Annotated in this window: 9 protein-coding genes; 4 read left to right on the forward strand and 5 right to left on the reverse strand. The window is 68.1% G+C overall.

Annotated features, from left to right (window positions below):
* The first annotated feature begins 117 nt into the window (after nucleotides 1-117).
* Together E1261_RS37410 and E1261_RS37415 are read left to right on the forward strand one after the other, a co-directional pair.
* Nucleotides 118-870, forward strand: coding sequence for an SDR family NAD(P)-dependent oxidoreductase (locus E1261_RS37410; RefSeq protein ID WP_202875372.1), 753 nt, complete (start codon nucleotides 118-120; stop codon nucleotides 868-870).
* A gap of 9 nt (nucleotides 871-879) precedes the next feature.
* Nucleotides 880-1,218, forward strand: a complete 339-nt coding sequence (locus tag E1261_RS37415) for an ArsR/SmtB family transcription factor (RefSeq protein ID WP_238176671.1) — start codon at nucleotides 880-882, stop codon at nucleotides 1,216-1,218.
* Here E1261_RS37415 and E1261_RS37420 read toward each other — a convergent pair.
* Nucleotides 1,215-4,346 (reverse strand): replicative DNA helicase, encoded by a 3,132-nt coding sequence (locus tag E1261_RS37420; protein ID WP_132414480.1) that lies wholly within the window; start codon nucleotides 4,344-4,346, stop codon nucleotides 1,215-1,217. The two genes, E1261_RS37415 and E1261_RS37420, sit on opposite strands and share 4 nt — an antisense overlap.
* A 362-nt stretch (nucleotides 4,347-4,708) precedes the next feature.
* Between E1261_RS37420 and E1261_RS37425 the strand changes: the two genes are divergently transcribed.
* Nucleotides 4,709-6,031: an MATE family efflux transporter gene (locus tag E1261_RS37425; RefSeq protein WP_132414481.1), complete on the forward strand. Its 1,323-nt coding sequence runs from the start codon at nucleotides 4,709-4,711 to the stop codon at nucleotides 6,029-6,031.
* A gap of 27 nt (nucleotides 6,032-6,058) precedes the next feature.
* A complete protein-coding gene (locus E1261_RS37430; RefSeq protein ID WP_132414482.1) occupies nucleotides 6,059-6,562 on the forward strand; it encodes a hypothetical protein in 504 nt (167 codons plus the stop codon).
* Here E1261_RS37430 and E1261_RS37435 read toward each other — a convergent pair.
* From E1261_RS37435 to E1261_RS37450, 4 genes are read right to left on the reverse strand one after another with little or no spacing between them, the layout of a single operon-like run.
* On the reverse strand, nucleotides 6,559-6,933 hold the full coding sequence (locus E1261_RS37435) for a DUF4913 domain-containing protein (protein WP_132414483.1): 375 nt from the start codon (nucleotides 6,931-6,933) through the stop codon (nucleotides 6,559-6,561). The two genes, E1261_RS37430 and E1261_RS37435, sit on opposite strands and share 4 nt — an antisense overlap.
* The gene (locus E1261_RS37440; RefSeq protein ID WP_132414484.1) at nucleotides 6,923-8,767 is read right to left on the reverse strand and encodes a type IV secretory system conjugative DNA transfer family protein; all 1,845 of its coding nucleotides are present in this window, start codon (nucleotides 8,765-8,767) and stop codon (nucleotides 6,923-6,925) included. The genes E1261_RS37435 and E1261_RS37440 overlap by 11 nt, the downstream gene beginning before the upstream one ends.
* Complete coding sequence (locus E1261_RS37445; protein WP_132414485.1) at nucleotides 8,760-10,379, reverse strand: ATP/GTP-binding protein; 1,620 nt, start codon at nucleotides 10,377-10,379, stop codon at nucleotides 8,760-8,762. Before E1261_RS37445 ends, E1261_RS37440 begins: the two co-directional genes overlap by 8 nt.
* On the reverse strand, nucleotides 10,376-11,884 hold the full coding sequence (locus E1261_RS37450; protein ID WP_202875373.1) for an SCO6880 family protein: 1,509 nt from the start codon (nucleotides 11,882-11,884) through the stop codon (nucleotides 10,376-10,378). The genes E1261_RS37445 and E1261_RS37450 overlap by 4 nt, the downstream gene beginning before the upstream one ends.
* Nucleotides 11,885-12,007 lie beyond the last annotated feature (123 nt).

Below are 12,007 nucleotides of genomic sequence, written 5' to 3' on the forward strand. Positions count from 1 at the left end.
CCCCCACCGCACAACCCCCACCACTACCCGTCCGTCGGTACACCACATCGCAAGCGGGTTCGGTGACGACTGCTATTGTTCGATGGTCGACGAACATCAAACGATGGAGTGAATGTGGTGGCACGGCGGTTTGACGGGCGGGTTGTAGTGGTGACCGGGGCCAGCTCGGGGATCGGTCGTGCGGTGGCGGTGCAGCTCGCCGAGGCGGGGGCTCAGGTGCTCGGCGTGGGGCGGCGGGCCGATCGGCTTGCGGAGGTTGCCGCGCTGCATCCCGGGATCGAGGCCCTGGTGGCCGACGTCCGAGAGGTGACTGCTCCGACGGCAATCGTGGATGCGGCGGTTGATCGGTGGGGCCGGGTGGATGCCTTGGTCAACAACGCCGGCGTGTTCATCGGGATGGCCCTGGAAGACCTGAGCGCTGCGGGTATCGAGGAGTTGATGGCGGTCAACGTCACCGCGCCGAGCCTGCTGGCGCACGCCGTACTGCCTCAGCTCGTCAAGCACGAGGGCGCGATCGTCAACGTCTCCAGCACCTTCGGCCATCGACCGATTCCGGGCGGCGCGCACTACGGCGCATCCAAAGCCGCCCTCGAGTCACTCACCCGCAGCTGGGCACTTGAGCTCGCGCCGCAGCGCGTGCGGGTCAACGCCGTCGCGCCCGGCCCGACCGAGTCCGAGGCGCTGCTGACCGCGGGCCTGAGCGAGGAGCAGGTCGACCAGGTCAAGGCCGCCGAAGCGAACCGCATCCCCCTCGGCCGCCGCGGCGAACCCGACGAGGTCGCGCACTGGATCGTGCAGCTCGCCGACCCGGCCACCAGCTGGGTCACCGGCCAGGTGCTCGCCGTCGACGGCGGCCTCGCCCTCACCTAGTCTGCCTCCGTGAAGCCCGCGAACCCCCACCCGGACGTCGACCAGCTGCACCTGACCGACGTGATGTCGGCCCTCAGCGACCCGCTCCGCGTAGGCATCGTGCGAGTCCTTGCCGACGGCAACGAACAGGCCTGGGGCGACCTCCGCGTCCCGGTCGGCAAGTCAACCCTCAGCCACCACCTCAAGGTCCTCCGCGCCGCCGGCCTCACCCGCACCCGCGAAGAAGGCACCCGCTGCTACGTCCGCCTCCGCACCGAAGACTTCGAAACCCGCTTCCCCGGCCTCCTGACCTCAGTCCTCCAAGCCGCCCACCAAGAAGACGTAGGCGCCCAAGTAACCCTCACCTAGCCGTCGTGCGCCATATCCACGAACCGCGAATAATGCCCCTGGAACGCCACCGTGATGTCGGCGGTCGGCCCGTTACGGTGCTTAGCCACAATGAAGTCCGCCTCACCCGGCCGCGTCGACTCCCGCTCGTACGCATCCTCACGGTGCAACAGGATCACCATGTCAGCATCCTGCTCAAGGCTGTTATGGGTGGCGATGCCTTCGGCCACGAAGTTGTGGGTGCCGAGGACGGTGGCGTCGTAGACCTCTTGCTCGCCAAGGCTTTCGACTGAGGTGATGGTGTCCCAGAAGATGTCGTTGGTGGCGAGGACCTCGAGGTCGGCGGAGTCCAGGACGTCGGCGACCTTCGCGAGGCGCTGACGGCTGGGAGCGTGCTTCCACAAGGTTGAGCCGGAGAACTGGGTGCCCATGGCTGCGGCGAACTCGCGGTGAGTGACCTTGCGGTCGGCGAGGACCTGGCGGACCTGGGACCAGACCTCCTTCGGCACCGTGTCGAGGTTGGTGTTGCCCTTCACGTCACGCAGCGCGGCGGCGACCTCGAGCACTTTCAGACCACGCAGGCCGTGGACACCGATCTCGTCGCAGAAGCGCAACTGGTTGGCCGCGCCGTAGATGTGCAGGTGGTAGCCGTCGCGGTAGCCCGGCTTCTTGGCGACCTTGATGCGAGTGAAGATGTTGTGGCGGAGGAGCAGGCGGGCGAGGTCGTCGACGAGACGACGGCTTGTGCTCGCGTAGTAGATGCGGCCCTGGCCAGCCTTGGCGTCCCAGCGGACGGAGCCGTCGGTGGCCCAGAGGTGGCGGATGAAGTGGGCGACCTGCTCCTTCGGTAGACCGAAGATGCCGTCGGGCACGAACTTCTCGTGGCTGCGGAGGCCGAACAGGCCGAGACCGTCGAGCCAGGCGGCGATCGGGTTCCGCTTGCCACGGGCCAGCCGGTACGGCGCCGGGAGGCGCAATGTGGTGACGCGGGCGGCGGCGTACTCGTCGCGGATCGGGGTGATGCCGAAACGCCGGTGGGCGGCCTCGCCGACTGCGGTCAGATTCGCCTCGTCGATGCTCGCATAGCGGATCGGCTGCCGCTTCACGAATGAGCCGTCGCCGAGCAGGTGGGCGAGCAGCGTGATCTCGTCCTCGTCCCACGGAGTCACGTTGAGCGGCGGTGGGACGTGGCGCAGAGAACCCAATCGGGCACCCGGTGCCAGCTCACCGAGCGGCTTCCAGCCGTCGTACGTGAGGAACGGGTGGTTCGCGGTCGCCTTGATCTCGCGGCCGGAGGCGAGCTTCAGCCGGAGGACTTCCTTCACTCCGCTGGGGAAGGCATGGGTCAGCGTCCGTGGCACCAGCTTCAGCCGGTCGTCGAGCGACCAGACCGGGACGTCTCGCGCATCCGTGGCCAGCAACTCGCCCAGCGAGATCTCCGCACCGGTGTCGGCCCGCATCAGCCGGGTGTCCGCGGTCAGACATCCCGATTCGCGGAGGTCGGAGGCCATGGGGCGTTTGTCGGAGCGTTGTTCGGAGCCTCGGTTGAGCTGGCAGATGGCTACTACGGGGAGTTCCAGTTCTTTGGCGAGGAGCTTGATGGAGCGGGAGAACTCGGAGACTTCGAGCTGGCGGGACTCGACCTTCTTGCCGGACGTCATCAGCTGGAGGTAGTCGATGATGATGAGGCGGAGGTCGTGGCGCTGTTTGAGGCGGCGGGCCTTGGCGCGGATCTCCATCATGGTGAGGTTCGGGGAGTCGTCGATGAAGAGCGGGGCTTCGGAGACTTCACCCATTTTGCGGGCGAGGCGGGCCCAGTCCTCGTCAGTCATCTTGCCGTTGCGCATGTGGTGCAGGGGGACCTTGGCCTCGGCGGAGAGGAGTCGCATGGTGATCTCGTTGCGGCTCATCTCGAGGGAGAAGACGCACGAGGTGAGGCCGTGCTTGATGGAGGCGGAGCGGGCGAAGTCGAGGCCGAGGGTGGAGTTGTGGGTCGGGATCATGGTCTTGCCGGCCAGGTAGAGATGGGCGGCGTTGTCGACCTCGACGCAGCGGACGGGGACGCCGGCGACGCGGTCGATCCACTCGATGCGGCGCTCGCCCTCGCCGGCGAGGGCGGCCGGGAAGCCGTGGCCGGTGATCTGGCGGGGTGCTGAGCCGGGGATCGGCGGGGTCAGGCCGGGGCTTGCGGACATCGCGGTGAACAGGTCGGCGGTGGTGCAGATCAGCGGGCGGCCGCCGTCCTCGACCAGCCACTGGTGCTCGGCGTCGGCGACGATGGCGCTGCCATCGGAGAACGAAAGCCGGAAGCACGGGCGGTCCGTCATCACATCGGTCGCCGCGACGACCGTGGTCGGCAGGCCTTCGGCATCGAGGAGCTGGTCACCGACGGCGACCTCGGCCATCGTGGTCCAGCCGGTCGGCGTGGGCAGCGGGGTGTCGAGAGCGAGCGCCTTGCCCATGGCGGGACGGGCGGCGACGATGATCATCTGGCCGGGGTGCAGGCCGTTGGTCAGCTCGTCGAGGTCGGTGAACCCGGTCGGTACGCCGACCATCGAGTCACCGCGGGAGTCGATCGCCTCGATCTCGTCGAGGGCGCCCTCCATGATGTCCTTCAGCGGCGCGTAGTCCTCGGTGGTGCGCTTGTCTGTGACCGAGTAGATCTCGGCCTGCGCCTCGTCGACGACGTCGTCGACCTCACCCTCACCCGCGTACCCGAGCTGGACGATCTTGGTCCCGGCCTCGACCAGCCGGCGCAGGATCGCCTTCTCCCGGACGATGTGCGCGTAGTAGCCCGCGTTCGCCGCGAGCGGCACCGAGGCGACCAGGGTGTGCACGTACGGCGCGCCGCCGATCCGCGCCATGTCGCCGCGCTTGGTCAGCTCGGCGGCGACGGTGATCGCGTCGGCCGGCTCACCGCGGGCATACAGGTCGGTGATCGCGTCGAAGACGGACTCGTGCGCCGGGCGGTAGAAGTCCGTCCCGCGCAGGGTCTCGATGACGTCGGCGATGGCGTCCTTGGACAGCATCATCGCGCCGAGCACACACTGCTCCGCAGCCAGATCCTGCGGGGGTGTGCGGTCGAACCCCATCTCGGGCCTGCGCTCCTCGTGGCCGCTGTCCTGGCCACGGAACTCCGCCACGCTCATCTAGCCCGACCTCCATCGTTCGCCGCTGCCCCGAATCACCGACGACCGGGGTTCGAACACCTGATCGAACCGTAGCCGCACCGACCGACAGAATTCCGCCGCCCGCCTGGGTACCCAGGCACGCGACCGTACGCCGGTCTCGTCCCCAGGTGGTAGCCAGCCGTCCACAGGGGGTGTGGACGAACTGTGGGAAACCCCGCGAACGCCTGTGCACAGGTTGGGAACAACCCTGTGGATATCTGTGGGCAACAATCCCCAGCAAGCCTCTGACCTGCGGTTTCACCAATACACAACTGTGGAGAAGAAAAAGTCGGGGTACTTGTTCACAGGCAGCCCCACAGCCGGTGGGTAACGTGCCTCCAGTGAGTCGCAGACGCTGGGTCGGGGGCCAGGACCGGGAGATCCTGCGGCTCGCCGTTCCCGCCTTCGTGGCGCTGGTTTCGGAGCCGCTGATGCTGCTCGCGGACTCAGCCATCATCGGCCACCTCGGGACACCCCAGCTGGCCGCGCTCGGGGTTGCCGGGACCGTCCTGCAGACCATCGTCGGCATCTGCGTGTTCCTGGCGTACGGAACCACCTCAGCCGTCGCGCGCCGGATCGGAGCGGGCGATCACCGCGGCGCACTGGCCCAGGGCATCGACGGACTGTGGCTGGCGCTGCTGCTGGGCGTCGTACTCGCCCTGGCTGGTGTCGTGTTCGCCCCGCAAGCCATCAACGCCTTCAACCCGTCTCCTGACGTGGCTGAGTACGCAGTGACCTATCTGCGCATCTCCTGCTTCGGCATCCCGTCCATGCTGATCCTCCTCGCCGCCACCGGCGTACTGCGCGGACTGCAAGACACCAAGACCCCGATGGTCGTCGCCATCTCCGCCAACCTCCTCAACATCGTTCTGAACCTCCTGCTGGTCTACGGCCTGCACCTGGACATCGCAGGCTCCGCACTCGGTACGGCGCTCGTCCAGACCGCTGCTGGGGTCGCACTGGTCGTCGTGGTGGTCCGAGGCGCCCGACGTGACGGGGCGAAGCTCACGCCAGATCTGCCCGGCATCCTCGCTTCTGCGCAGATGGGTGTGCCGCTGATCGTCCGCACCCTGACGTTGCGTGCGGCAATCATCTTGCTCACGTTCGTCGCCACCTCCCTCGGTACGACGTCCGTCGCAGCACACCAAGTCGCCTTCACCTTCTGGAACTTCCTGGCGCTGGCGCTCGACGCGATCGCCATCGCCGCCCAGGCGCTGACCGGCCGCGCGCTGGGTGCCGGTGACGTCGCAGGCACCCGTTCCATCACCAGACGGATGATGTGGTGGGGACTGTGGTCCGGTGCGGTCTGTGGACTCGCACTCTGGGGGCTGCGAGCGGTTTACGTGCCCTGGTTCACCGCAGATCCCGACGTACGGCGAACACTCGCGGCAGTGCTCCTCGTGGCAGCCATCTGGCAGCCGCTGAACGGCGTGGTCTTCGTGCTGGACGGCGTACTCATCGGAGCCGGCGACGGCCGCTACCTGGCCATCGCCGGCGTCGCAGCGCTCCTCCTGTACATTCCACTGGCTCTGAGCGTGCTGTGGCTCGACGGTGGCATCGTGGCGCTGTGGTGGGCGTTCGGCGGCTTCATGCTGGTCCGCCTACTCACCCTGGTGACCAGGGAGCGTGGAGACGCCTGGCTGGTCACAGGGGCTACCCGCTGACCCCGGAAATGCGGCATCGTGGGGCCCATGGTCGACAAGGACGACGAACTGGTCGAGGAGCGCGAAACCGAGGAGCTCGAACAGGCTGCGCACGAGCAGCGTGAGCTCGAGGAGATCCGCGACCGTCGCGAACAGCTGGACGCCACTGCGGAGACCACCGAAGCCATCCGGCTCGCCGAAGCCAACGAAGCCGCGAGCACCCGGCACCGCGAGCTGGCTGATGCCCAACGGCGCCAGGCGCGCAGCGACCATGCCCACGGCAACCACCTGCTCGACGAGGCGGCCGCCCGCCCGGACGAGCCCGGTGCGGACGCCACTGCGGCTGCCGGCCGCCGCTACCAGCGCGCGGGCGACCGCGAGGACCGGGAGGCGACGTACGACGACCGTCTCGCCGACCGGTATGCCGGAGAGCAGGCGCCGGCCAGTGATGCGGCCCGGCGTCCCGCTCAGCCGCCCGAGGCCCGGAAGTTCGTCCAACCGCGCAAGACCAAGAAGCGCGAGAAGGACACCGGCCTGGACCTGGACCTCTAGATCCCCCGCACGTTCGGCTGCCGCTGGTCGAAGAACAGCCCGGCCGGCGGCTCTTCGACCGGGAGCGGCGGGATCGGGTAGTCGGTGTGCGCACCCCGGCAGGCCGCGAACGGGCCGTCCGGGTCGAGCAGCGTCATCATGTGCGGGTCCGCATGGTCCCGCCACCAGACCGACATCCCGGTCGCCGGGTCGAGCCGCAGGTGCTCCCACGCGCGCCAGATCGAGTCGAGCCGGCTGAGTGCCTCGGCGTGCCGGAACCACTCCGGGCACCACACGTACTGCTGGCCGATCCGCCGCGAGTACAGGTAGATCAGGCGGTCCTCGACGAAGGCCGCGACATGCGGATAGAAGAGTTCCTGTTCACCATCCACGACGCTGCTCCTCAGTCTGCTCCCACACCGGTACGCCGGTCGGCATCGGCGGCGGTCCACCCTGCGCGCCGCCGGTCACCCACGGGTTGGCCGAGCCCTGCGTGACCTGCGGCGCCTTCGCGCCCGGGTCGTACTTCGCCAACGACGCCTTGACCACTCCGGCGTCCGGACGGGTGAACCACGGCACCGTCTTCACCATGGTGGCCGGGATGCCGGACGGGAACACCACGGCCCGCCCCGGCGGCATGGCGGCCAGGTCGGAGATCTCCAGGATGTTCTGCCGCTGCGTCTGCCGGCTGGTACCGCGCTTGCCCTCGTTGTACGAGACCGAGCTGGAGATGATGTCGTAGTCGCCGATCAGCTTGCTGAGCCGTTCGAGGAAGTTCGCGTCGGACGCGCCACCGCCGTACACGCGGATGTTCGCGGCGGACCAGAGCTTCTCCATGCCGTGCTCGCCCCAGCACTCCTGGCCCTGGGCCCAGGACTGCAGGATCGTCATCAGCACGATGCCGCGGGAGCCGAAGTGGCTGTAGAGGTCGGGCAGGTTCTTCCAGCGGCAGACGTTCGCCGCCTCGTCCAGTACGCCGACCAGTGGGTTCGGCATCCGGCCCATCGGGCAGCCCTTGGCGTACTCTTCCGCCGCCTCCACGACGGCGACGGTCAATGCGGTGACCAGCGGCCCCGCCGTACCGGCGCCTTCCTTGGACAGGCTGTAGAGCGTGCCGCCCTTGCGGACGAACTCGTGCGGGTTGAACTGCGGACGCGTGTCGTTCGGCCCTTGCGGGATGACCCAGCGGGTCACTTTGCGGTTCACCAGGAACTGCGCGCTCTGCTGCGCGGTGCCGTACACACCGGCGCGCTGCTTGTCCGGTGCGTTGATGACACCGGACAGCGCGTCAGCCGACAGCTGCAGCCCTGGAGTGTTGCGCAGGATCCGCTCCGGCTCGTCGTTGCGCTGGTCCGCAAGCCACGTGTACACCTGCGTGATCGGGCGCTTGGCCACCGCTGCAGCGAGCAGCAGACCAGCCAGCAGGTCAGTACCGGCGGAGTCGAAGAACGCATCAGTCTGTGCGCCGACCTGACGCTGTGAGGCGACGAAGTGCTCCGCCATCTCCCGCGCCTTGGTCTCGTCGGTGATGTAGGTCAGCGGGTTCCACCACCAGTTCGGCGGCTCCTCGCAGACCTCCTGCGGGTCGAACACCCACACCGGCCCCTTGTCGAGCCGCGGCCCGCGGGTGGCGTCAACGATGTCCCGCTTGTTCGACGTGGCGACCACAGACCCAGGAGCATCCAAAATCGCCGGTACGGCGCGCGACGTAGTTTTTCCTGTCCGGGGTCCCCAGATGTCGACGTGCATGTCCTCCCAGGAGCCGAACACCTCCAGGCCGTCGCGGACGGTTCTGCCGATCAGAATGCCCGGACCGGCGTGGCCGGCGCCGAGGCGGTCGGCGATGCCCTGCGCGCCCTCGCGGGTGAGCTTGTAGATCTCGGACCGCTTCGACATCAGGAACGCCTGCTTGTCGACGCGGCCGACCGACTCCTTGCGGCGCCGGAGCAGGAACCAGACCAGACCGACGATCAGGATCAGCAGCACGATCTCGAGGATCAGTACGCCGGTGGCCGCGCCGGACCAGCGCAGTCGCCCCTGGATCAGCTGGGTCAGCGCGCTGACCGGGTTACCCGGTACGGCGCGGGTGCCGTCGATCGCGGCGGCCGCCTTGAGCGCACCCCAGACACCGCCGACGACGACCACGAACACGCCGCAGCCGATGAAGATCAGGACCGTCTCGATCGACAGGCCGCCTGGCCCGGTGGTGCGTTTTCCGTCAGCCATTGTTCGTCACCTCCGGCCGCGCGACGACCCGGGTGGTCGGGTCGGGCGGCGGCAGCATCGCCGGGTCGTCGAAGGTGTACTCCTCGACGACTGCTTCGGTCCCGTCCGGTGCGACCTCGACCTTCAACGGCCGTCCGTCGGCACCGGTCTTCCAGAGTTTGTTCGTGTCGTTGATCTCGCGCTCGACCGAGGTCAGGCCGACGTGCACCGGGATCCCCGGCCGGCCACCGACCTTGACCAGGAAGTTGCCTCGGCCAGGAGGTGCGGCCTCCTCACCGGTCGCCGGGTCCCACGCGGGTGGGTCCTGCCAGCCGATGAGCATGTTCTTCTCCTCCTCGGACATCGGCACGACCTCGGAGAGGTTGTCCATCTCCGCCCGCGGCAGACCGCCACAGATGACCATGCCGGACCGCTCGACGAAACCCTTGGCCTTCATCCGGTCCTCGGGGTGCTCGAGCGCGAGCAGGTCGGACATGGTGTGCGAGATCATCGCCATCCCGACACCGCGCTGCCGGTTCAACCGGGTCAGCGCGTCGACGCGGTCGACCAGACCCCGCCCGGCCCGCAGCACGCGCCACAGCTCGTCGAGGATGACGAAGTAGTGCCGCCGCGGCTCCAGCCCCGCATCGGCGAGCGCCTGCGAGACGGCCACCGCGCCGAACCCGTACGACCAACAGGCCAGCAGTACGGCGGCCTGCAGATTCGTCTCGGAGTCGTCGATATTGGAGACGTCGAAGACGACCGGACGATCCATCTTCATCGGGTTGTCGGTCTGCTCGGAGAAGATCTCACCGAGCCGGCCACCCCCGACCAGACCGATCAGCGAGGCCTCCAGACCTTCGGTGATCTGCCGGTACCGATCCAGGCTGCCGCGGTCGAGAGCCACGTTCCGGACCCGGTCCGGCGCGTCCTGCACGACCTTGAGCAGATCACGGAGCACCGGCGTACCGGTATGCCGTTCGTCGAGGACCTTCAGCGCCTCGTCGATGATCGTCTCTTCACGGTCCGTCGGCGGCGCCGACCGCATGATCGAGATCAGCGCCGACACCATCGTCTGCCGCCGCCCGTGCGCGTCGGCCTGAATCGCCTCGCGCGCCTTCCCGGTCAACCGCAACGCAGCCTCCCGGGACTCCCCGGGATCAAGAATATTCAGATGCCCCCGGCCACGACCCAGCTGAATAACCTGCCCACCCAGCGCCTCGATCAGGTCCTTGTAATCCGGCTTGAGATCGCCAAGAACTAGTGGTTGAATACCATAACCAGCTAATCCCAATGCCATTCTTCGGGTAATAGTCGATTTACCAAGACCCGGTTTTCCTAATACAAACATTGATGGATTAGAAATCAGTTTGGCGCGCATGAACCAGCTGATCGGGTCGCAGCACATGGTGGCGCCGGAGAGGATGTTGCGGCCGATGGGTACGCCGACCATGGGGCTGCCGGTGCCGGCTGCGAAGGGCCAGAGACCGCAGACCTGGACCGTCGTACCGCGCCATTCCTGGGGAGCCTGGAGGTACGTCGAGTAGCCCCCGCCCATGCCTGGCCAGCCGCGCGGCATCGGCCGCTTGCCGCCGCGGGACGGGTCGGTGGTCTTCTCGTTCTTCTTGCTCATAGGGCCTCCCGTAGACCGGCCGGGACGGCCAGGTGGCTCTGCAGCACGACGCCGAGCGGTAGCGCGGCCACGAACGCGGAGTCCTGTGAGCCGTACGCCGGGCGCAGCAGCACGCGCGCGGTCGCCCCGAGGTTGTCGATGGCAGCGATCATGTCCGGGATCTGCTCGGCGGTCATCACGGTCCCGGTGACGACCATGCCGAAGTTCACCAGGCCGGCCCCGCGCGCCTCTTCCTGCGCGGTCCGGTCGGCCGCGCGGGCCTCGGCCATGGTGCGGGCCGTGGGGCGGTCGGAGGTCGTGGCGCGGAAGGTTGCGTTGCGCTTGTCCGCCTCCACCATGCGCGCCGCGGTGGCCGCGTCGAGCGGCCGGTAGAGCAGCGTGACGCGCTTGCGGTCGATGTCGTTGTGCGGTCCGACCAGCTGCGACAGCACCGACGAGAACACCTCGCCACGCGGCGCCTGCGTCATCTGCCAGGTCACCGACCAGGCGGAGTCGTGCCGGTACTTGTCCCAGAAAGCCTGCGTACCTGCAGGTCCGACATCGGTCCACTGCAGCTCCGGCGCCATGCCCTGGCTACGCGCCTCATCGATCAGTACGGCGGACGCCGGGTCATAGGCGATCCGAATCGTCTCGCACAGCTCCTGCGCGGTGACCGGGCGGGCCGCCCCTGCGCCGGTGGCGTTGAGGCTCTGGGTGAGGGCGGGCAGCCGGGACGCGAGCTCGCGGCCCATGTCGTCTTCCTTGCGCCGCTTGCCGTTGCGGTCGGTGCCCTTGAAGGTCAGCGCGACCCGGGCCGACACCAGCGCCGAACCCTCCGGGTAGCTCTGCACGACCTCGGCGAGCATCGCCTGCGCGATCGCCGGTGAGCCCGGCTGGATGTTGTGGTTGACCTCGCGGCGCAACCGGATGCCGGTGTCAGGTGCACTCTCCACCGTCACCGAAGCGGCCACGATGCCCGGCTCATGGCCGAGCGAGGCGAGCCACTGTCCCCAGTGCGCGACCCAGATGTCGATCTGCTCCTCGTCGACCAGCGACGCGCCGTCCGGCTCGGCGTTGATCACGACGGTGAAGTGCCGCGTGCTCGGATAGAACAGCAGCGCGAACGGCCGGCCGTACGAGTCCTTGAACTCACTCAGCTGCGAGGCGGCGGCCAGACCCGGGATCTGGAACTTGCCCCAGGCGGTGCGGCCGAGCGGACCGGAACGGTAGATGTTGTGTTTCGCCATCTTTGCTCGTTGCCATCCAATGCGAGTCGAGAGCCGTTGCAGGGCGGACAGGTTGTGTTTGTCCTTGGTCATCAGCAGCAGCAGGACGACGCCGACGACCAGCAGGCAGATCACGGCGCCGAGGATGCCGCCGGCCATCATCGAGAAGATGGTGGCCAGCAGGCCACCCATCATGATGGCCGTACCGAGCGATCCCAGGCCGGCGATCCCCGCCGAGGCGGGCTGCCGCCAGTTGCCGTAGGTGCGCGGAGCGCTTCGTACGTTGTCAGCTGCTGCCACGTGGTCCGTCCGAGTCTCGTCTGGTCTGGTCGCGCCGGTCGTCATCACGGAACTGGCGCTGGTCACGCTGGCGGTCGCGGTTCATGTCCCGCTGCGATCCTCCACTGCCGGACGGGCCGCCGC

Source organism: Kribbella albertanoniae, assembly GCF_004348455.1.
GTDB lineage: Bacteria > Actinomycetota > Actinomycetes > Propionibacteriales > Kribbellaceae > Kribbella > Kribbella albertanoniae.

What these genes read in the sequence shown, in the direction of transcription:
- E1261_RS37420 (WP_132414480.1), bottom strand. Translation starts at nt 4,346, where the DNA reads ATGAGCGTGGCGGAGTTCCGTGGCCAGGACAGCGGCCACGAGGAGCGC.
- E1261_RS37445 (WP_132414485.1), bottom strand. Translation starts at nt 10,379, where the DNA reads ATGAGCAAGAAGAACGAGAAGACCACCGACCCGTCCCGCGGCGGCAAG.
- E1261_RS37430 (WP_132414482.1), top strand. Translation starts at nt 6,059, where the DNA reads ATGGTCGACAAGGACGACGAACTGGTCGAGGAGCGCGAAACCGAGGAG.
- E1261_RS37440 (WP_132414484.1), bottom strand. Translation starts at nt 8,767, where the DNA reads ATGGCTGACGGAAAACGCACCACCGGGCCAGGCGGCCTGTCGATCGAG.